This window comes from Neptunomonas sp. ABH4_499 (genome assembly GCF_056160565.1).
On the sequence record NZ_JBSWXK010000001.1, the window covers coordinates 1 to 22,216 of the forward strand.

Below are 22,216 nucleotides of genomic sequence, written 5' to 3' on the forward strand. Positions count from 1 at the left end.
TGTATTTGATCGGGTTATTGGAAAGAAGAGAAATGAACGCACAGAGCCTGAGTTTGGTCCGTGCGTAAAGGGTGTTTTTCAGGGACGACTACTCTATTTTTTTGGCGAATCTAGAGTACCACCAACAGGAAGTTGATCTCTTGTCACCGTTCAACCATAAGTGATGCACTTATTATCTAAATTTTCGGGTCTATAATTTTGAACTACTATGTCCCTTTTAAAAGTAATGATAAAGATTCCCCAACTATAATGCTGCATAAGAACTCAAGAAACATTGATCTAGATGATATAGGTAATCTAAATACCACCGTATTTATTCAAGACGCATTCCCTGAAATAAAAAACAGGCATATTGAGCCTACTGACTTAATGGATCATGTTAACCAATTAGTTATAAATAAAATTCTGTTAGACTATTTTATAGAAAAAGAAGCGAATATCGGTTATGAATCTGCTTGCTTCATAACCAAGGATGATACTTATTATGAAGATTATTGGATCATAGAACCCAAAACAGAAAGAGAAATTATTTCTTTAGAAAAATCAGAATTCACCGTTGATATTATAGATGAGAAATACCCATTTCTAAATGACTACGACTTCACAAAAATAATAAAATCAGATATAAATCTTCAAGATCCTATTTTCACATGCAAATACTTGAATGTAATCTGTATCAATCAAGAAACACTTGAGTTCATTCAAAAAAACAAACTAAAAGGCTTATCATTCTTAGAAATAGAAAAGTACGAAACTTGGAAGACAGTAGAACATCACGCAGACCATATAATCATCTAATGAATATGCATTACTTCATCCCAATAAGATGATAAAACCAAAAGCATCCTGTTTTATAAATTCACAATCTTTCTAGAGATTATGATATGAAATACATTGACAGAAAACCACTAATTTTTTCAAAAAAGCTTTCCCTTAACACAAGAATCAGTAAAAGATAACATTTACTTACTGAATACTATTATAATCGGCTCATGAAAAAAATGAAATACTATGCACCTTTTAAGGATATAAAAACAATATACCCCACACTAAAACCCCATAGGCTTTCAAAAAGTATTGAGAAATACGATATTGAGAACCTTGGCTCAACCATATACTTTGAAGACGGGTTCAAGGATAGATATAACGAGAAAAAATTACCAAGCGACATGATGTTTAATAAAACCGGACTTGTAGTAAACGATTTATTTTATGACTTCCTAACAAGATCAGAAATAGCAATAAATTCAGAAAAAGCTTGTTTTATTGACAAAGAAAACATTTACCACGAAGGTTATTGGTTAGTTGAACCTAAAAATGAAAATAGCGTAATCTCCTTAGAAAATTCAATTTATGAAGAGTCCGAATTTGATGAAGACTTCCCGAACATAAAGACCTATGAATTCAGTAAAATTGTATTAAACACCGAAAAAATACATGATTCTTTTTTCTGGGACCCGCTAATTGAAAATATAATAATTGATGATGAAATATTAAACTTCATAAAAGATCATAAATTAAGAGGATTGAGCTTTCTTGAGTTAGAAAAATACGACATTATAAAAACAATCAATAAAAACAAAGACCATATAACAATCGAATAATTAAGAACTTTCATAAATTCAAAAAAAGATATAACAGGCAAAACTATTAATTCATTACAACAATACACGCAAATTCAGATAATAAGTGCACCACTGATGGTTAAACGCTTACAAAAGATCAATGGCCTGGCTTTAGGCGGCGCTCGTACTTTGCGAGATAAAAAGAACCTTACTCGGCCTTGGATTGAAGTGCTTCAAATAGCGAACGCGCAAGTTTGGTTAAGTCGCTGCCGGCTTGCATCGCCCCTAAAAGGCCTACTATCCCAAAATCATTATTTCTAATAATCTTGACCAACTCATGGATATTCATACCCTTGAGAACTAGATTTTTGAGTGTTTTAAGCTCTGGATGCCCCTCTAAAAGATCATCCAGTTTATTACCCAGCTTATCTAGGCTTAGCGTATCGGCCGATAATAAGTCACTGCTTCGTTCAATGATGGCTGAATCAATTCCGTTTTCAGCCATTGTATTCAACGTCGATTGCCGCTCTGCCAACATGGCTTTTTCTTTGATAACAAACTCACTCAACTTGGCAACCGCCGCAGGACTCGGCGTTGGGGAAGCAGATACATCTTCCATCATTGCACTGGCCATCGCCACGGCAGAGCTAGAGCCACCATTCGAAGGTAAGTACTGAGCTAACAAGGCTTCCGCAGACAGTCCAGAAGTATCACTGAGTTCGGCTTCATTAAAAACCGCACCGCTCATGGACACTCCTGTCACAGGTAATATCATTCCGACCGTATTGGCTAGAGAGCCTGCGCTACCAAAGTTATTAGGGTGAACTTGCCCCTTATAAGGTGCTCTGGAAGTCATCCGCTTATCCTCTGTCCAACTGTCGGATCGTCATTGTGGCTACATCAAGGTTTGAGATCATATTAATGCGCTTGACCACGGTCACGGTAAGCGCTTGCATGTCGATAGCAATCGTATCGGTTACCATCTCTTTCTTGAGAACAGGCCCAGACTCCGTTTCTACCTCGCATAAGAGTGCATCATTTGGAAAATGAAAGCGGATATGCGGGACCTCCTTATGGAGGTTAATCAAATTGACGACTTCGCCTCCCTTTGGGTATGGGATCTGTTGATCAGCTGGTGCGCAATTCCAAAATGCATAATCATGATCCAAAGGCGGCTTTGGCCAGCGATGACTTCGCCATTCATTGTCGTAAGTACCCGCTAAATCCACCCTAGGCTCCCAGATTTTCATAACGGGCGTCAGTGAAACGGCCGGATAATCCACTTGGCCGTCATAAGGGTTTTGGTACGCTTCAATCTGTGGCGCTGAATAAGACTCTGGTTTGGCGTTCTTTAACCATTCTTGATCGGCAAAACCTTTACCTATGGTGTTTCGCGGATCAATTTCGTGGATTTCGTAATTATCATCATCGTCTGGCTCTTCAGGCCAGGTGTTCTCGCCACCGAAGGCATTGGCATAATTAAGCTCAACCGCCCTAACAGGCGAAGGGTCTTCCAAGCGGTATTCCCCGCCCGGCTGACGTATCCATCGTCGTGGGCCTGTTACCTGAACGATTTTTTTCCAATCACCAAAAGCGACTCCGACAGGCCAGCGATCAAGAGCCGCACCCTCTGGCGCGAACGCAATGGCATTGGTTAAAAATAGATCGCATTTGGGTTTAAAAGCGCAAAAATCACTTTCATAGATCAGCGGTGTTTCGTTTGGCTCACCTTCAAACTGATCCGATGTCGTCAGCGGTTGTTGCTCTGAATGGATATTCAAACGGCCCTTGTCATCCGTTTGAGTCATATCGTAGGTAATTTTCAAAGCGATCACATGAAACACATTGCCATCGGGGTCAACGGTTTGAAAATATTGTGATGCAAAAGGGGTGGTGTTCTCTACCGCTGGCACACGCGCCTTCGGTAGAGGGTTGGATAATACAGTATCTGGACGATTCATCGGATGTAAGATCAGTTAATATCGACGCGTTTTGCCTCAAGCTGGATGTGTTTTTCACCCGTAATGCTGAGCTTAACGCCATTCACAAAAATATTACCTTCACTGTCGAGTTTGATCAGCGATTTACCACAGCTGATCTCGATGGTTTCGCCTACATTAATTTTTAAACTCTTACCAACATTCAACGTATCGGATTCACCGATGGTGGTTTTACGAGTAACACCCACCGTATTTTCTTGTGCAGCACCGATCGTATTGGTTTCGTTGACACCAACCGTGTGTACACGCACCATACCGACGGTTTTAATTTCTGCAACACCCGTAGTGTGCATTCGGTTATTACGGATTAAGATTTTTTCATTGTTATCGACGGTTTCGGTGCGGTTGTTGTGCACAAACACCGTTTCATCATGATCAATTTCTTTAACTCGATCGTGTCCGACCCAATGGGACTCATCGTTTTCTACTTCGATGCGCTGATCTTTCTCTGCGTGTAACCAAACTTCTTCTTGCCCTTTTTTGTCTTCAAAGCGCAATGCGTTGGCGTTCGCAGCGGTTCCACCCTTAGAGGAGCGCGTCAATATACCACTTTGGGTTTTATTGGCGGGTAGCTCATACGGCGGCATCTGTTCAGCATTGTAAACACGGCCCGTAATGATCGGTCTGTCTGGGTCACCATCGATAAAGTCAACGATCACTTCTTGCCCGATGCGTGGCAAGAAGATGTTACCCCAGTTTTTCCCAGCCCAGGAGTGCGTGACACGTACCCAGCAGGAACTGTTTTCATCGTAACCACCGTAACGGTCCCAAGGGAACTGCACTTTTACTCGACCGTATTCGTCCGTGTAGATCTCTTCGCCTTCAGGACCAACAACAACCGCATTCTGCGGGCCTTGCATACGAGGCCAGCCAGTGACTTGGGGTGGTCGGTAAATGGTTTCGGACGAGATACAGCGGAAGGTATTGCTGTATTCTTTCTCTTGTTCATCATCGATGGTGTAAGAGTAATCCTGCGCTTTGTGCGCAACAGCCAGTAAGACGTACTCGCCCATTTCACTTGGAGTATCGTCGTGGCGGTCGAGTACAAAAGTATGGCCTGCACTCATGGAGCGACAGCCACTTTCACCGGATACCACATCGTACGCGGCTTCGTCGGACTCAACACGCAAACGCGTCAGCTGTTCGCCAAACGATTTATCTTCGTAGCGGCCAGGATAAACAAAACGTTCAAACTTTCCGACACCAGGCACGACCATGTTTGCTGACGCACTGGCCTGAAGCCGATGGCTCGGTTTTTTAAAGTCGTAATCGCGTTTCGCGTATTTACCGGTCATAAATTGGTAGTTGTGGTACCAATTATGGATGGTGCTCTCGATAAGGGAGCCGGCCGAATAGCTAACACTGCCTTCAAAGCACTCAGAATAACCACCGATGTGGTCACTGATAATTAAGGTATGCTTGCCGTTCTCGTGGGCAAAATAGAAGTAGACCCCCTCCTCTTCGAACAGCCGAGAGAGGAAGTTATAGTCACTTTCTTTGTATTGAACACAGTATTCACGAGATGGGTGCTGACCGACCAATTTAAACTGATAATCGGTAAACCCATTTTCATCAAAGATCTCTTTCGCGATCTCTTGGATGGTTTTGAATTGAAAAATTCGGCAATCGGTTGTCTGGGTTAAAAACCAGAACCAAGGCACAACAGTCGCCGTATAGCGGCGTAAGTTTTGTAGTTGACGCCCATCTTGTCGAAAACTGCGCACATATCCGTTTAAGTAACGGTATTGTTCGGGTAAAAACAGGGAATCATCGTCGGTCGACGCGATTTTAAGCGTGACGTTTTGCCCAACAATATCACTTGGGGAGATATCCGATTGGGTTGAGTACGCTTCAATTTCGATTTCGTACAATGAAGAGATTGCCTCTTCACCATCTAGCCGCGTCAATAAAAGAACATCTTCTCCTAATGGAGTGTCAATCGCTAACAGACGGCTATCTTGAGTAAAATCGACCATAGACTTCCTTGTTTACAATGGGTAACAGTCCTTTTGTTACCGATCAGAACGCAAAACGGCAGCAACCGAAGTTGCTGCCGGACAGTATCGATTACAGACGGATACCTGTAGCGATGTCGTAACCAGCAGGTACGCTGCCTTCTGGCTGGTGCTGCTCGTTCCAAGTAGTGTACTTCATTTCTACTTTAGTGAAGTTCAGGGACAGAGCTTCAACAGGACGGTCACCGTTGCTCATTACGCTGTAAGAGCTGATCAGAGTGTTAGTCAGCGTGTACTCCATGTAGGTTTCGATACCTTGTGGAGTAGTCTGAACCAAGTGGATTTTAGCCGTTTTACCTTGGCCTACGCATGATTCTGCGAAGAACAGAGGAGACGTTTTGTCCATCTTAGTTGTCAGAGTGATTTCGCCAACCACTGGAGTAGTCGATTCACGGTCCTTCCCTTGACCTGGCTTTGTGCTCAGGCTACGAGTAACGTTCCACTCCATTGAGTCACATTCAACCCAGTTTTCGTGACCAGCTGCCGTTACATCACCATCGATACCATCGATTTTCAGATAAATTGCCATGAGATTAAATTTCCTTATGTAGACAAAATTACATCGAGCCTAAGCTCGTCGATTAACTGACCTATGGACTGCCCTTAGGTCAGTGCATTCCCTATCAATGCAAGGTGTCGTTTGCCATGGACTACATCACCACAGGCAAGGAAAAAAAGGCGCTCGAGTTCCACACGATGTGTGAAAGCTAATGGAAGACATCCTTTTCTTACCATTGTCTGGGTTGGCTAAGACGAGTGCTATAATAGGTGAATTCGCTTAGCGAAAAAATCAGAAAAAGTCCTATTTTTTCAATTATTTCTCTTTAAAGAGATTTCCGATCAATCCGCCCTCTGCTCCGCAATCTTTACCGGACGTACAGCTACCACTGTTGATCAAATACTTGTCGAACCAAGAGATCTCTTTACGGTTGAACTGATGATCTTTGTTGTCCGAAATGTTGACGTGGCTAATAAAATAAGCCCCCGCTTGATTCCAGAACATGCGACCACGTTCAAATTCAAACTGCCCCGGTTGATCTCGTTTTTCACAACGGGTCCACCAATTGATTCGGATTTCACCATTTCGTTCCCGAATCTTCCCTGAATCTAGGGTATGGGATGAGCATTCGGCTTCCAACTGCGTGGTTAAAATGGTGTTCATTAACTCGCGAGACTGGCTACGGTCAAACGCGGTTAACACCGGCGGCATATATTCGGTTTGATACGTTTGAAGGCGCATCAAGTAATCGGTTGCTTCAACATTGCTTGAAGGTGCAAACAGGACACTGCCACCTTCTAGGGCAGGATTAACGGTGTGATCAATCACCGAGTATTGATCGGGTACCGCAAAGCGGAAGTTTTCACTTCCGGCTTTATTCTGCGCTGCGACTGCACCTGTTGCTACCAACAAACTGACCGACACCAACGCCGCTTTAAGCGTTGGCATCGCCTGCAAAGCATTAGTTTTCATCCTGCTGACCTCTGATCAGGTTAAAACAAAATTGGCTGTGCTCATCGACATCAATTTCGACACGCGATAAGCCTTGCTCATCCCCCATGGATTCGAGGATACGCATCGAGATTTCTGGTAATAAGCTACGATTGATAATATGAATCGCGTTACGCGCGCCTGTATCGACCTCTTTACAGCGGCTAACAATGGTGTCCACCACGGCATCCGAGAATTCGAACTGGGCTTGATATTGATCGGATAGACGCTGACCCACACGCCCCAACTGCAAGCGAACAATGCCTGCCATGACTTCGTCATGAAGCGGTACAAACGGCACTAAGCGTGCGCGGCCTAAGAAAGCGGGTTTAAAGTGCGTCAACAGCTCATCTTTGACCAAGCCTTCAAGTTGCTCTGGCAACGGTGCGGTATCTGGGTCGGCGCACACACGCGAGATGGTCTCTGTGCCGGCATTAGTGGTCATAATGATCAAAGTATTACGGAAATCGATATCACGACCTTCACCGTCTTTCATGCTGCCTTTATCAAATACTTGATAAAACACATCCTGAACACCCGGGTGCGCTTTTTCCATTTCATCCAGCAGGATCACGCTGTAAGGCTTACGACGAACCGCTTCGGTCAATACACCACCTTCACCGTAACCCACGTATCCTGGAGGCGAGCCCATCAGTAACGAGACTTTGTGCTCCTCTTTAAACTCCGACATGTTGATAACAGTCATATTTTGCTCACCGCCGTACAGTAAGTCCGCCAGCGCCAAAGCCGTTTCGGTTTTACCCACACCACTGCTACCGCAGAACATGAAAACACCGATCGGCTGTTTGGGGTCTTTCAATTTCGCACTGGAGATACGAACACTCTGGCTTACCGCTTCAAGCGCATGATCTTGACCGATGATGCGTTTTTTCAACTCATCCTGAACCGTCAGTACTTTTTGAATCTCGCTAGAAACCATGCGACCGGCCGGAATACCGGTCCAAGAGGCAATAACCTCTGCAACAACTTGGCTATCCACATGAGGACGCACTAACGGGGTTTCGCCTTGTAGGTTTTTAAGTTGATCCAACAATTCGTTTAATTGAGACTTATCCCCATCGCTGTTTTCTTCCTGTAGGGCATTTCGTACCTCGAGGATACGCTCAACCAATGCTTTCTCTTCTTGCCAGCGCTCTTGGATTTCTTCTTTAGAGGCGTTCAGCTCCGCGATACGTGTGCGCAGTTGCTCGATATCCGCTTCGTTAGCGCCGTACAGACCCGCTTCGCGCTCTGCACTGCTGAGTTGTTTTTCGTTCTGATCAATCAGCGCTTGCACATCATCTAGCTGACCAGGAATGTTTCGAAGCTCTAGGTTCACACGCGAGCATGCGGTATCAAGAACAGAGACACACACATCCGGAAGTTGACGCCCCGAGATATAACGTTTAGACATCAATACCGCATCGCGAATCGCTTCATCGAGAATCATCACTTGATGGTGCTTTTCAAACGCCGGTGCAATGGTGCGTAACATGCGCATGGCATTTTCAGGGGTAGGCTCTTCAACTTTTACCACTTGGAAACGACGGGTCAGTGCGGCGTCTTTTTCAAAGTACTTTTTGTACTCGGCCCACGTCGTTGCGGCAATCGTACGTAACTCACCCCGTGCCAGCGCAGGCTTTAAAATATTGGCGGCATCACCTTGGCCACCGGAATTACCAGCACCGATCAGCGTGTGTGCTTCATCGATAAACAAAATAATGGGACGGGAGGATTGTTTAACCTCGTCAATCACACCTTTCAGGCGGTTTTCAAACTCACCACGAACCCCAGCACCGGCTTGCAAAAGCGTCAGATCCAAAATGCGGATATCCACTTCTTTAAGCGTATCGGGCACTTCGCCATCCACGATGCGCTGGGCCAAGCCTTCAACCACGGCGGTTTTACCAACACCCGCTTCACCGGTCAGGATCGGGTTGTTTTGTCGGCGACGGCACAGAATATCGATCATCTGACGGATCTCAGTTTCTCGACCCACCACAGGATCTAGCTTACCGTCGCGTGCCGAAGCGGTCAGATCCAATGTGTACGCATCCAACGCCTCTTGCTGGGACGCAGGTGCCGTCATGTTTGGCTCGCCACCTTCTTCTTCCGCTTCTGTGTTGGGTGCCGTTTGTTCTGGCTGCTCCAACTTAATCAGATTAGGGCCATTGCGAACAAAGTCTTGATCTTCAAAATACGACAGCGCACGAAGGTGCGACATCAACTGAAGGTTCATTGATTCTTCTTTGAACAGTGCCACCAGCAAGGCAATACCAGTAACTTGGCTTTCGCCGTATTCAAGGCTGCTTAACAACCAACCTTTGCGGATCAACTCTACCACATTGGGTGAAAATGAAGGTGCACTGCTGTGGCCTTTGTCGAACGACTCAAAGCGCGACAAGATATCACCTTCCAATTGTTCGGTGCTTACCCCGTATTTTTTGAACGCAGAGCGTACACCCGAGCGCTCTTCTTGCATCAGAGCGAGCACAACGTGCTCAAGCTCGATGGCGAAATGGCGTTGTGATACCGCAATAGAGGCGGCTTTTTCGACAGCCTTACGGGCTACCGGCGAGAGTTTTCCAATCAGTGCTCGGGTATTCATTTAACATCCTCTGTTTTACGAATGACGACAGTCCTGTCTTCCGTTTCTTCAATCGATGATTCAGGCAGATCTTCCTTGCGGATATCCGGCTCTGATTCTCGAACGAAGACTTCCATTTGTTCTGCCAGTTCATTGAACTGACGTTTTGCAAATCCAATTTCGTCGATTCTATCGACATGCAGTCGGGTGTAGTAGTTCCCCACATACAAATTCTGCAGTGCTTGACCTAGCTGATTAAATTGCTGGGTAAAGAAACGGCACAATCCATAAACGACTGCAGTGATGATTAAACACGCCAACACGATGAACAAAGCCAGCGCCCATGCAGTACGTACCCACACATCGGTGACGGACTGGGTAGATAGACCCATCACCACATTACCGATCTCTTTGCCGTTAAATTTAATCGACGAGGTCATGTGGTAGATACGATTGCCCGAGTCATCACGCTGAATTTGGAACAGGTTAAAGTTCTCATCCTGCTCAACTGTTTGTAACTCCAAAGGGGGTCGATAGGTTTCACCAACCGTCTCTGGCTTACTGGAGGCTTTGATCACAGACTCATGATCGGTAACGTACAGGTACTGAATCTGATCGTTATTTGACAGTTTTTCAGCTGTTACCGCCAGCGCGAGGTCATCACCTAACAGCAATGGCTCGTCCACCTGATCTTTGGCTTGCTGAACCAGCATACGACCGTAATTACCCAGTACATTGGATAAGCTGCTGGAAAGATCGTTTAAGGTCAGCGCCAGAAGAATAATTAAAACAGCACTTAGTCCTGTTGCAACAATGGCGGTGTAGCGCCAAGTTGATGTGATCTTCTCTGACCATTTTGGGTCACGAGTGGAGAGTTCAACCGACACCGCTTCAAGCTGCTTGGTTAACTCGTGTGCATTGGGGTAACGGAACGAGGGCTTTTTATGCAACAAACGGCGGATCACTTTCTTAACCGCGTGCGGGCATTTGGACGTCGTGAGATCCACTTCTGATTTTTGAATCAGCTCGACCAGATCCCGAATGCTCGAGGCCTCATACGGCAGCGTGCCAAACACCATCTGATAAAAAAGCACGCCTAATGAGTAGAGGTCGCTTCTAAGGTCCGGTTTGTTACCGGCCAATTGCTCTGGCGACATGTAAAAAGGCGTACCAACGATGGTTTCCCCTTCGCCGGCCTCAGTGTGATCGTGAAGATACGCCACACCAAAGTCCGTTAAACGCACATGACCATTCGGCTCAATCAGGACATTACTCGGTTTAATGTCTCGGTGGACAATGTTTTTGCCGTGCGCGTATTCCAGCGCTTGCGACAACTGAGAAATGATGTCGATGATTTGCTCCAGCGAGATGTCTTCTTGCATTCGCATCCAATCATCGAGGCTTTGGCACTCTACGTACTCCATTACGATAAAGGGTACGGCATCCACATCGCCCACATCAAAAATCTGGACGATGTTTTGGTGATTGAGTTTGCCGGTCACATGGACTTCATTGAGGAAAAACTGAAGACGCTCTTTGTCTTCGACGTATTCTGGCTTAAGTACCTTAATGGCCAGGGTGCGTTGCAGCTTAGGGTCATAAGCCTTGTAGACTTGAGACATGGCCCCTTCACCGATCATTTCCTGTATTTCGTATCGTCCAAGTTGATCCATGGTGACTTCCTGTTAGCGGTTTACTTCATACACTGCATCGGTCACATCACCCGATGCGCCGGTGGCAGATAACCATAACCCCTCGCCCAAACGCATCGCCGGATTGCCTTGCCCTTCTGGCAACTGAAACGCGGGCTTATCCTGACCTTTAAGAGCAACTTGTAAGTCGACGCAATAGTCATGACCGATGTAGAGATGAAGGAGTTCTTTGATGGTTTCAAATTTTGGCTGGCCAGGCTGAAGTGCCTGAAACTCAGAGAGTGAGAGAGGTGCGGTACAGATACGAAAACTGCACGATCCTTCGTATACAGAGCTGCCTATCACGAAATCCATTCCTAAAGTGGCGTTCCTTTGCCCTACAGCGTTTCTTTGGCTTGGATCTAAATCGAACCAACGGCCATAAAATGGTTTTAACTCAACCTCACACTCAAGCGCGCGGCTGATGATCTTACGCAATCCATATGCGTTACGAGGACGCTTACTATAGTATCCTGAGAAATAGAGTGCCAGTGATTCTGTATCGGATTTGATACTTTTTTCCTTGGCTACTTGTAATCCCGTATACCCTTTTAACAGGGTCGTGGCTTGGCTTGGCTTTTTCTCATCCCGAGCAACATGGTTTTCATGTTCGATCACTAAGCGGTTTTTCTGCCAAGCCTTGTACAAGAACCCGATGGTACGCGCGTTAAAGCCATCCAATAAACTACGAAGCGCCGAATCTTTGTCTCGGCTTCGGTCACTTAAAAGCTCGGTGTAGTGCAGTGGCAATACTCCCGATGGACCGGTTAAACCAAAGCAAGCAACGTGCAGTTTATGACGCTTTAAGCCGTGTGACTCTAACGGCTCCATTTTGGTACAAGCGCTGGCCGCAAAGGCTAAGTTTTGCACCACCGAAAAATCTACAAACTCGGTGTGCAATGGCATGTCTGCCGCTAAGGGTGACGATGCGCGACCTTCTTCCCTTAGCGAGGAAAGCTCGGTGTGACGCAGTAGCTGGAAAAAATGGGTATCCGGCAAGGTTTGAGGCGTGATCATAACAACACCTGATCACCACTTCTGGGTGGCCACACTTTCAGTGGGTGATCATCATCCCCCAGAATCACACTGACCTGAACATATGCATTAAGATGCGTGTACAGGGCTAAGAATCGCTCCATCACGGTAGCGAACAAGAAAGGGCTACTGCCGGCAAAGCGGGTTTTATCCAAACCCAATTCAATATGTGTCCCACGGCAGAAGAAAGGCATGCCTCGATCATCACTGATGCGCTGCGTGCCGGTAGAGACGCTTCGAATCTCGACCGCATCCACAATGCTGGAGGATTCACGATGGCGCGTCACATTGTACAAAGACAGGATGGTACGTAACGCATCCGTCCCCTCTTGACCGGCGGTCAAAGAAACATAATTCAGGTTTAAGTGTGACATCAACTGCCAATAAACTTGGTCATCAAGCCGTGGGCGAATCACATCGCTGAACGGAATCTCTAACCGGATACCGCTCACCGCGGACGAACCCGAAGTTAACACCATTCGCGGCTGACTTTGTGTTTGGGACAGGCGCTTAGGTAACTGTCCGTTAAAGCACTTAAGGGCGGTTAATGCGATCACTTCGCCCTGCTGCTCTAAGATCTCGTCAACCGACGTTAAGGTAAGGAAGCTTTGGCTTCGTGTGTTACCAAACTCCATCTCCTCACGGCGCGTGTGCCAGCGAGCATTGGATGGGTGATGCCCACGACGTGAAATGCCGAAAAACGGTGAAATGTATTCGATCTCGTCCTGATCCGTCGAGATCGAAACCGATTCAACTGAGTACACTTCCACATAATCTGGATGCCTAGCATCGGCAACCACGGGGTACTCAAAGTCTGTATCGGTAAGACGCGTTGGCTCGGAGTACTGATCGTACAGGTTAATTAACGGCGTTGCGTTGATCACAAAGTGACCTTCATCGACCGTGGCTTCGATGTCCGGAAGGCTTTTGTCAAAGTAGAGATACAACTCTAACTCATGCTGCTGCAGGCGCTGCTTAGCCGCATCGTCTAACATCAGATCAAAGAACAAGAATTTTTCGGGGTACGCAAAATACTCCGTCAGTAATCGATAGCCGATAAAGGATTGATCCGGATAAGGGATCATCCCTTCATCCTCTTCAAAGCCCACACTCTTTATGGCGATAGCGCCTTCCATGAATACGACTTTACGATCTTTCGAGCTGCTCGCCACGCCCACTTTTACCGTGTGGTTATGAATCAATTCGTACAACGAAAAGCCATAATGACGATTGCCTTTCAGGTAAAAACGTATTTTATTTGGTGCGACCTCTTCCCAGGTGACATCGGTGTTTGTCGTGCGCATCGAAATATGAAGGACCGACTCTAGCTCCGAAATCTGCCCTGGGTTAGGTGCATCGGATGGGTAGCTTCGAAGTCTTGCTTTAGACACATGCGCTGGCAAAACCTCGGTATCGTAAACCGTTTGAAAACGACACGAGAATTGATCATCGACATCGGCCTCGACCTGAGCACCCTTCTTAATGGTTGATCTTGTCGTAAGGTCGTCTTCAGGTTTAAAACTGATGATGGAGTAACTGGGTAAAGGTTTTAAATAGTGTGGATAAATAACATCCATGAGCGTTTGACACAGCTCTGGAAACTCATCATCCAGTTTTTTTCGAATGCGGGCATTCAGGAACGCTACCCCTTGCAGGATGCGCTCGACGTGCGGGTCACGCGCTTGGTCGTCACTGATTTGCAAACGCGCCGCGATTTTTGGGTACTCTTCGGCGAACGCCTCGCCACGACGTTTAAGGTAATTCAGCTCTCGTTGGTAAAAATCAATTAATGCGTTTTTCATCGGACATCATGCTGGAAATTAAACATCTTACGGGCAGGTTCAAACGAGGCACTGATCACCACAGGTTCGGCATCAGAAAAGACACGTAGCTTCGCTTCAATGCGAAACGCCAGCTGATTCGGATCATCCTGCTTATCCAGCAAGGTGACTCGAACACCGCTAAGCCGTGGCTCGTTGATCCGAATCGCATCACTGATTTTACGTCGCAACGCATCGCGGCCACTTAAGGCCGAAATGTTGATGTGCGCAAAATCGGTGACACCATAGGTGAGTAACACCTCGTTATCATGATCAATTTGATCAAAGGGCATTCGGCTACGGTGATTCAATAACTGCTCTAAATCCCGCATCACACTCTCTTTATAAGCGCGATAGCGTGCTGACGGAGAATCGTATCGATCCTCCGCACGGGTCGGCTCATCATCCAGAATCATCTGCATGAAGGACGGCTGAAACGAATCGGTATCCACCATCGCCGATTATGCTCAGTTTGGCTGGATACGCTTGAGCGAAGTTAGCTGCAGCACGGGAATTAACTCCTCGCCCACCAGCAAGCATTTTTGGCCAATACCGGACACCAAACCATCAGCCGAGGTTACCCAATCCGTGGTGCGCCCCATTGCCGCCAGCGCGTCCGTTGCAGGTGTGCGGGCGTAGATGGCCGGAATAAACACATGCATTGGTGCCGCATCTTCAGCTTGCGCGGCGTGTTTGATCACAGCGCGTCGATAGACCAAGTCGATGGGTTTTTCGTAAGGCATAAATTCGATGGAATCGATGTTGTGCCATGCCATCCAGCAGTAACCTTGTTTAGCCGTAAAGACCTCGAAAGCGTATGCGGTCAAGTCGTCTGGTTCGGCCAGCTCACCTTCTACGGTTGTCTCATCGGTTAGAGCAACAAACGGGATTTGTGGACGGTTCGCCAGTAATGACTCAACGCCATCCGAATCCAAAGTACCTTCACGCTGAGCTTGGAAAAGTGCAAAGGATGATGCCAACGCAGGCTCATCTTGCTCAAACATCAATGGCATTTCCGATGGGCTTTGGTAGAAAGCGCGACGCTTGATATCTGCTTTGATCATTTCACTGATCACTTTCAGCGTCATAAACGAAGGGAGATCTTCCTTGCAGTTGTGCTCCATCACATCCAACTGTTTCAGTGCTTTCTCTTGCTCACCAGAAAACAGGTACAGTTGCATCAATAAGCTACGAGCATCATCATTATCCGGAAAATCTCGTACAAACACTTTTGAATGATGTAAGGCTGCTTCTAGGTCACCCTCACGAAACAGATCGCTAATTCCTTTTATGTCCATATCTATCCTGCTACACGACTGGAGACCACTTCAGCACTAAACTGAATAGAAGTCTCGATTGATTCAAGTTGAAAATGGGGTTTTAAGTGGACCGTACACATGTACGATCCACTGGTGCCAGCACGCTCATTTACTTGAACGCGGGCTTCACGTAACGGATATTGAGAGAGCAGTATTTCACTGGCCTCGTCCGTTGACATCACGTAATTCATAATCCAAGTTTGCAAAAAGTTGCGGCACTCCTCCGTGGTGGAGAAAGAACCGACACTGTCGCGAACAATCACCTTCATGTAATGCGCAAACCGTGCGGTACACAGCACGTATTGAAGCATTGCAGAGTAACGCGCATTCGCACGCGCTGCACTGGCTTTATACGCCAACGGGCTTTGGATTGACGCGGCACTGTAGAACACGCCCTTAGCACTGTTCACCGAATAACATACCGGGATAAAACCGTGCTCTGAGAGGCTGCGCTCTAGGCTGTCTGCAATCATCACCTCAGCGGCAAATTGCGCGTGACCATCAATCGGGGATGTGTGCACTTTTAGTCCAGGCACCACACCACCACCGAAATAGCGTTTACCGGTAATTTCAGCCAGCCATCCGGTGTTTGAAAAGCAACGAGCCATCACAACACCCATCGCAAACACCGAACCGATCTTTAAGAAGTCACCTCGCCCCTTTACCCCTTCGCGATACACAAACCCATCGGTTCGGAATCGGTTGGGTCGGTATTGGCGGCGAATGTACAAATACGGCAGAGTGAGCCCGATAAAGCGCGCATCTTCAATACTGCGAAGTGATTTCCACTTAATGAACGACTCTTGTTGGTAAGTTCGGTTTAGATCAATACCGGAGTGCAGCTTGGCAAAGTCATCCAAATCCAACAGTGATGGGTCAGCATTAAATAAGAAAGGGCAAAAGCTTGCCGCGGCCACGGAGGCCAAACCACGGACCACACGTAAGTCATCGACACCCGAGGTTTTGGCGGTTAAGGCCACTGGGTAGTCGCACAGCATGGCACCAAAGGGTTCACCACCTGCCATACCAAATTCAGCGTTGTAAACTTTATGGAAGATCTCACTGTGTTCAATATCGATCGCACGGGTAATATCACGGTGCAATTCGCTCCACGTGATATCCAGTAACCGGACTTTGATCTGCTGTGAGAACGCTAACTCATCGAGCAGATATCGACAGCCACTCCAAGTCGCTTCGAGGGATTGAAACAGAGGATGGTGTAAGACTTCATCTACCTGCGCACGCAACTTTGCATCAATCTGACCTATCAGATGATTAAGGCGCGAGATGATCCGAACTTTGCTGATGCCTTTGTCAAAAAAAGACATACCCAGAACGTCGATCAGGTCGGATACCCAAGCGAAATCTTCGACAGATGTGTCAGAATCCGCTGACAACAGATGGGCTTCCATGATGAATCTTCCTTGATACACAATCAGGGTGGCGAAAGCCACCCTGATGATCAGCGGATTATTTACCGCCCATTTGAGGAATACGTGCAACCATACGCATGGATGCCGTTAACTCCTCCATTTGCAGCCAAGGACGCATCCAAGCAACAACATTGTAAGCACCAGGACGGCCCGGTACTTCTGTTACTTGAACTTTACCCGCACGCAGTGGGTACTTGGCTTTCATGTCCTGACCGGAATCTGGGTTGTCGTTCACGTAGTTAAGAATCCAACGATTCAACCACGCTTCAACATCTTCTGCTTCCATGAAGGAACCGATCTTGTCACGACCCATAACTTTCAAGTAATGCGTGAAACGAGAGGTCGCCATCAAGTAAGGCAGACGTGCTGAAATCGCCGCATTAGCGGTCGCTTCAGGCGTACCGTACTTCGCAGGCTTCTGAGTGGTCTGACCACCGAAGAACACCGCGTAGTCTGTGTTTTTGTAGTGACACAGTGGCAAGAAGCCCATTTTAGACAATTCAGCTTCACGACGGTCGGTAATGCCAATCTCGGTTGGGCATTTAAGGTCCATATCGCCATCATCACTGGTGAATACGTGCGTAGGCAGGTTGTCTACACGACCACCCCCTTCAGCACCACGAATCGCAGTACACCAGCCTGTTGCCGAGAAGGATTCGGTCAGGCGCGCACCCATGACATAGGCGGCGTTCATCCAGCAATAGTCATCGTGATCGCCTTCACGTGCGATGCCTTGCTCGTCGATTGGTGCTTCTTCGTAACCAAACTCATCAACTGGGCTGGTTTGTGAACCGTACGGCAAACGCGCCAAGACACGCGGCATGGTCAAAGAAACAAAGCGGGAGTCTTCCGAATCACGGAAACCACGCCATTTTGAGTATTCTTTTGAATCAAAGATTTTTTCCAAATCTTTCGGACGTGACAGTTCAGTCCAGCTTTCCAGACCAAACAGCTCAGCACCGGCTGCTGCAATAAACGGACAGAAAGCCGCTGCAGAAACGTTCGACATTTTAGACAGAAGCTCAATGTCATCCGCTTGGTTAGTGAACTCGTAGTCACCGATAACCGCGCCAAATGGCTCACCACCTGGTGTACCAAACTCTTCTTCGTAGAGCTTTTTGAACATTTCGCTTTGGTCAAACTCAACCGCACGATCCAGATCTTTGAACAGCTCTTTTTTGCTCAGGTTCATCACTTTCAGTTTCAGTGACGAGCTGGTTGCGCTGTTGTCTGTTAGGTACTTAAGACCGCGCCAAGAACCTTCCAGTTTCAGAAACTCTTCTGAGTGCATGACCGCTGACAACTGCTCGGACATCTTACTGTCCAACATAGCGATGGCTTTGTTGATGGTTTTAGCAATGTTACGGTCCCATACAACCGTGCCTTGCATCGCTTCATCCACCAGAGTTTTAAGAAGGTCTTTAGCAACGTCTGATTCGGTCTGCTTCGTGGCACCAATCACCTGGTCCAATAAGCTGGATTCTTCCAGAACAGTCGTTGTGCTGCTGCCTTGCGCAGCTGTCATAGTGTCAGTCATCCTTGATCACCCTTACTCGCTTTTACCCGAATTCAACTCCTGAGAGAGCTGTTCCATGTCGCCTGTGTTTTGCAGAACTTTTTCCAGCAAGCTTTCTAACTCTTCAGAGCGGTCAGCTTTGGTCAACAGATCACGCAATTTATTACGTGTTTCCATTAAGTTACGCAGTGGCTCGATCTGTTCAACAACACGACCTGGCTCAAAGTCATCCATTGAGCGGAATTGCAGATCAACCGGCAAAGACGTTGTGCCGTCTTGCAGCGTGTTGTCGACTTTAAAGCGCAGACCGGGTGCCATTTTTGACATGACTTCATTCAAGTTATCGCTTTCTACCTGAATAAACTTACGGTCTTTAACGCTTTTAAGTGCTTCGCCAGGGTTGTTACCGGTGAAATCACCCATAACACCCATTACGAAAGGCAGCTCTTTAGAAATCACAGCCCCTTCAGTTTCAACATCGTAAGTGATGTGAACACGAGGTTTACGTACACGTTCCAACTTCTTATGAATGCTTTCGGTACCCATAAGTTATCCCCTTTATTTCCCTATTAGTTGCGTTCGACTCTTAGGCGCTTGGTGAAGAGTCTTTTGATAATCCGATCAAGCGGAAGAACTGATTGCGTGTCGCGTCATCATCGAGCAGTTCGCTCATCAGATCGCCTAAACTCATGCGTCCCCAGCGCTCGATTCGCTCCATCTGATACGACAAAGGCGAATGAGGCTCGGTATCACGAAAGAATGCACGCAAACGAGACACCATGATCAGTGCTTCCTCGCGAGAGGATGGGTAGTAAGCTTCCGCACGGAAGTTAGCTACCTTGGCAGGACCTGAAGGCTTCTGCTCTAAACGGACATCACTCTCGTTCGTTTCAGAAAGTTCAGGTTCTTCGCTCTCGGCGGCACTGGCAGGCTCTTCGAGCAAGTGACTAATTTCCATCAGTGTTGCACTGTTAAGGGCCTCCCAAGCCACTGAAAGAACGTTCTTAATGGCCGACGTGGGCGGTGCATCAAAACCACACTCATCGGCTAAGAATTGATCCAAAGATGCAAAAGCATCGGTACAGGTTTGAATTGCTTTGGTTACATTCTGCACCTCTAAGGTCTCAATGCCAACCATCATTTGTTGCCACTGATCCAGTGGTTTAACGCCGTCATTGATGCGCTTTTGACGCTTCGCTTCATCTTGCACTTGAGCAAGATCGCACGATTTAATGAAGTCCCATGCGGAAAACGCTTCGCCATCGCTGTTCACCAGCAAAGGTGCCATACGAATAGGCATAACCAAAGTGCCTTCGCCATTATCACCGTTTAAACCGGTCAGCGGGAACAGCGTTGCATTGATGCCCTCTTCATCGGGCAATGGGTAGATACTGCCCCAGTAGGTCTGAATCATTCGATCCATCAATACAAGGACATCGGCCAAACCATGGAATCCGTTCAGGCGAACAGATGCTTCGGCAAGCCACGCGAGGACTTCGACGTCTTTGGTTTGTTCAGAAAGGATGCTTAGACATTGCTCTTGGACGCCCTTCCATTCGGACGCTAAGGCATACAGCTCTTCAAGCTCAATCACACGACGTTCTTGGGCTCGAATACCGTTTCTAAGGTCCCGAAGCGCGTAGAACGCTTCGGAATAATCTGGATGCTCCCTAACATCAACACCTGCGGGAGACTCTTCAGAGATAGGTGCTAACAGTTGCTCAAATTCCATTTCGCCACTGACTCTTGGCTACCTAAGGCAGCGTTTATTCAATGTTGCTCAGCTTGTCCAAGAGCTGCTTACAGCGTGCTCTGTAGACTTGTGCTTGTCCATGCGAAGGTTCTGCTCGCAAAACCTTATTAAACTCATCAATTGCCAAGTTGAGTTTTTGATCTTGATAGTATTGTAAGCCGCGTTGGTAAGGCTGATCTACCAAAGTGTCGGTTAATTGTGCCAGAATTTTTCGTCCTTGTGGACTTAAATTCGAACTCTTCTTCAGCAATTGGTACGCTTTAACCGATTGTCCAGCATTATACGCATCAATACCAGCTTGATCTGGTAAGAGTTGGACTTCTGGTTTCGGCTCAGGTTCACTTTCCGGTTCTGCGACCGCTTCGTTTGCTTGTTCGGTTGCTTCGGAGGCTTGATTCAAAACCGTTTCTGCATCTTCGGATACACGTTCTTCTTCAGCTGAAGCAGTATTTCCAGATGTATTGATGTCGGCTTGGGTGGCCTCTACTGAAGTTTCAACCTCTTCAGCTTGGGTCGGTTGAGCCGGTGTAACGTTTTGTGTTGCTACCGCTGATTCATCCTCTTCTTGACGTGTTACGGATACGGCAGGTTTAACTTCGGCCGTGGATGTCGCAGATGTCGCTTGGGTTACTTGCACGGCCGGCGTCACTACGGGTTTCGTTGCACGAGCAGGACGAGTCGGAGTAGCGCGTTTTACGGCCTTTTCAGGTGCCGGCACTTTTAAGATTTGGCCTACTTTCAGATCCCCATTAGGTAGATCATTTAGGCGCATTAAAAAAGGATAGTAGTTACCGGTTCCGTAAACTCGATAAGCGATGCGCTGCAGCGTGTCTCGACGCTTCACGGTGTAAACCGCGGCTTCATCATCCAGCATAAAGCCATTTGCCGCAGCAAAGGTTTCAGGGTCACTGGTTAACTGGCTTATAAGCAAAAGCGCCGTATCATTTCCTGGCAGTTGATACAGCAACTGACCAAGCGCAACTTTAGCCGCTGCATAATCTGCACTTTTAAGAATCGCATTTTCTGCTTTTCGGCGAGCGGTGGATGTACGTGTCGAGTCTTGATTCAGGGTTAGAACCCCTACTGACTCAAGACCTTTGTACTCTTCACCTGGTTCACGCAGGGAATCCGCGTCGCTTGCAATCCCAACTTTGCTTAAGCCACCGACCGAGCGATGGTCCACTTGCTGCTGTAATGCACACCCTTGCATCAACACAGCCAAAGATACTACCCCAGAAAACGCTGCATATTTCATTGCTTACTTCCTGTCCACAATTAGCGCGGTCACATTATCGTTGGCTTGTCGCGCTAACGCCATGTTAATCAAATTCGCTACAGCACGTTCTTTGTCTTCGCTGTAGTACATCACTTTGCCCAAATCCAGCTGCTCCAATTTGTTGGAAAGCCCATCACTGCACAATAAAAACGCATCCTCTGGTTGTACCTCCAACCAAAGCACATCGAGCTCGCATTCGCCCGTAACACCCATCGCACGCGTCAGCATATGACTGGCCGGATGCTCCGATTCATTGGCCACAGGCTCGATCAGGCCTTTTTCCAGCAACGCCTCATATTGCGTGTGATCTCGCGTGATTAATTCAAAAGCCGTATCGCGCATACGATAGAGCCTGGAATCACCAGCCCAAATCACAGCGCCACGATTTTGATCAATCACCAGAACCACCACGGTGGTGCCAATTAAGTCATCGCCATAGAAGCTTTCTGACAACCCCCTTAGGGCTTGGTTCGACTCTTGAAGGACATTTTTGATCGCATCAATACGCGCCTCAAAGCTGTCGTACTCTTCATTGAGAAGACCCTCAAGACTCTGGGTCACTAGATGACTGGCTATGCCGCCCTCTTTATGACCACCCATACCATCCGCGACACACCAAAGGCCGATTTGATCCACCACAACAAAGCTGTCTTGGTTTTCATCTCGCACGGTGCCGACATCCGTCTGGCCGTACCCTTTCCATAGCGACTCTGACAT

General features: G+C 47.2%; 19 protein-coding genes. 2 read left to right on the forward strand and 17 right to left on the reverse strand.

The window, feature by feature from the left end; genetic code table 11:
• The first annotated feature begins 198 nt into the window (after positions 1–198).
• Together ACXAF9_RS00005 and ACXAF9_RS00010 are read left to right on the forward strand one after the other, a co-directional pair.
• Entirely contained in the window at positions 199–798 is a 600-nt protein-coding gene (locus ACXAF9_RS00005; RefSeq protein WP_475069163.1) for a hypothetical protein, read from the forward strand.
• Between the two features lie 203 nt (positions 799–1,001).
• Positions 1,002–1,604, forward strand: coding sequence for an imm11 family protein (locus tag ACXAF9_RS00010; protein ID WP_475069164.1), 603 nt, complete (start codon positions 1,002–1,004; stop codon positions 1,602–1,604).
• Between the two features lie 169 nt (positions 1,605–1,773).
• Here ACXAF9_RS00010 and ACXAF9_RS00015 read toward each other — a convergent pair whose 3' ends face one another.
• The 17 genes from ACXAF9_RS00015 to ACXAF9_RS00095 form a co-directional block, all read right to left on the reverse strand.
• Positions 1,774–2,421, reverse strand: a complete 648-nt coding sequence (locus tag ACXAF9_RS00015) for a hypothetical protein (protein WP_475069165.1) — start codon at positions 2,419–2,421, stop codon at positions 1,774–1,776.
• Positions 2,422–2,425: 4 nt separating this feature from the next.
• On the reverse strand, positions 2,426–3,526 hold the full coding sequence (locus tag ACXAF9_RS00020; protein ID WP_475069166.1) for a DUF2169 family type VI secretion system accessory protein: 1,101 nt from the start codon (positions 3,524–3,526) through the stop codon (positions 2,426–2,428).
• An 11-nt stretch (positions 3,527–3,537) separates the two neighbouring features.
• Positions 3,538–5,541, reverse strand: a complete 2,004-nt coding sequence (locus tag ACXAF9_RS00025) for a type VI secretion system Vgr family protein (protein WP_475069168.1) — start codon at positions 5,539–5,541, stop codon at positions 3,538–3,540.
• Between the two features lie 91 nt (positions 5,542–5,632).
• Positions 5,633–6,109 (reverse strand): Hcp family type VI secretion system effector, encoded by a 477-nt coding sequence (locus tag ACXAF9_RS00030; protein ID WP_475069169.1) that lies wholly within the window; start codon positions 6,107–6,109, stop codon positions 5,633–5,635.
• A gap of 285 nt (positions 6,110–6,394) precedes the next feature.
• Positions 6,395–7,051, reverse strand: a complete 657-nt coding sequence (locus ACXAF9_RS00035) for a hypothetical protein (RefSeq protein ID WP_475069171.1) — start codon at positions 7,049–7,051, stop codon at positions 6,395–6,397.
• Positions 7,041–9,677 (reverse strand): type VI secretion system ATPase TssH, encoded by a 2,637-nt coding sequence (tssH, locus tag ACXAF9_RS00040; RefSeq protein ID WP_475069172.1) that lies wholly within the window; start codon positions 9,675–9,677, stop codon positions 7,041–7,043. Before tssH ends, ACXAF9_RS00035 begins: the two co-directional genes overlap by 11 nt.
• Positions 9,674–11,329, reverse strand: a complete 1,656-nt coding sequence (locus ACXAF9_RS00045) for a protein kinase domain-containing protein (RefSeq protein WP_475069174.1) — start codon at positions 11,327–11,329, stop codon at positions 9,674–9,676. Before ACXAF9_RS00045 ends, tssH begins: the two co-directional genes overlap by 4 nt.
• Positions 11,330–11,341: 12 nt before the next feature.
• Complete coding sequence (gene tssG, locus ACXAF9_RS00050) at positions 11,342–12,364, reverse strand: type VI secretion system baseplate subunit TssG (RefSeq protein ID WP_475069175.1); 1,023 nt, start codon at positions 12,362–12,364, stop codon at positions 11,342–11,344.
• On the reverse strand, positions 12,361–14,184 hold the full coding sequence (gene tssF, locus ACXAF9_RS00055) for a type VI secretion system baseplate subunit TssF (protein WP_475069176.1): 1,824 nt from the start codon (positions 14,182–14,184) through the stop codon (positions 12,361–12,363). Before tssF ends, tssG begins: the two co-directional genes overlap by 4 nt.
• Positions 14,181–14,657, reverse strand: coding sequence for a type VI secretion system baseplate subunit TssE (gene tssE, locus ACXAF9_RS00060; protein ID WP_475069178.1), 477 nt, complete (start codon positions 14,655–14,657; stop codon positions 14,181–14,183). Before tssE ends, tssF begins: the two co-directional genes overlap by 4 nt.
• A 12-nt stretch (positions 14,658–14,669) precedes the next feature.
• Positions 14,670–15,500 (reverse strand): type VI secretion system accessory protein TagJ, encoded by an 831-nt coding sequence (locus ACXAF9_RS00065; RefSeq protein ID WP_475069179.1) that lies wholly within the window; start codon positions 15,498–15,500, stop codon positions 14,670–14,672.
• 2 nt (positions 15,501–15,502) lie between these two features.
• The gene (tssC, locus tag ACXAF9_RS00070) at positions 15,503–16,933 is read right to left on the reverse strand and encodes a type VI secretion system contractile sheath large subunit (protein WP_475069180.1); all 1,431 of its coding nucleotides are present in this window, start codon (positions 16,931–16,933) and stop codon (positions 15,503–15,505) included.
• 58 nt (positions 16,934–16,991) lie between these two features.
• On the reverse strand, positions 16,992–18,479 hold the full coding sequence (gene tssC, locus ACXAF9_RS00075; protein WP_475069182.1) for a type VI secretion system contractile sheath large subunit: 1,488 nt from the start codon (positions 18,477–18,479) through the stop codon (positions 16,992–16,994).
• A gap of 24 nt (positions 18,480–18,503) precedes the next feature.
• Complete coding sequence (gene tssB, locus ACXAF9_RS00080; protein ID WP_475069183.1) at positions 18,504–19,016, reverse strand: type VI secretion system contractile sheath small subunit; 513 nt, start codon at positions 19,014–19,016, stop codon at positions 18,504–18,506.
• Between the two features lie 40 nt (positions 19,017–19,056).
• The gene (gene tssA / locus ACXAF9_RS00085; protein ID WP_475069184.1) at positions 19,057–20,202 is read right to left on the reverse strand and encodes a type VI secretion system protein TssA; all 1,146 of its coding nucleotides are present in this window, start codon (positions 20,200–20,202) and stop codon (positions 19,057–19,059) included.
• A 34-nt stretch (positions 20,203–20,236) separates the two neighbouring features.
• Positions 20,237–21,478, reverse strand: a complete 1,242-nt coding sequence (locus ACXAF9_RS00090; RefSeq protein WP_475069186.1) for a LysM peptidoglycan-binding domain-containing protein — start codon at positions 21,476–21,478, stop codon at positions 20,237–20,239.
• 3 nt (positions 21,479–21,481) lie between these two features.
• Positions 21,482–22,216, reverse strand: coding sequence for a PP2C family protein-serine/threonine phosphatase (locus ACXAF9_RS00095; protein WP_475069187.1), 735 nt, complete (start codon positions 22,214–22,216; stop codon positions 21,482–21,484).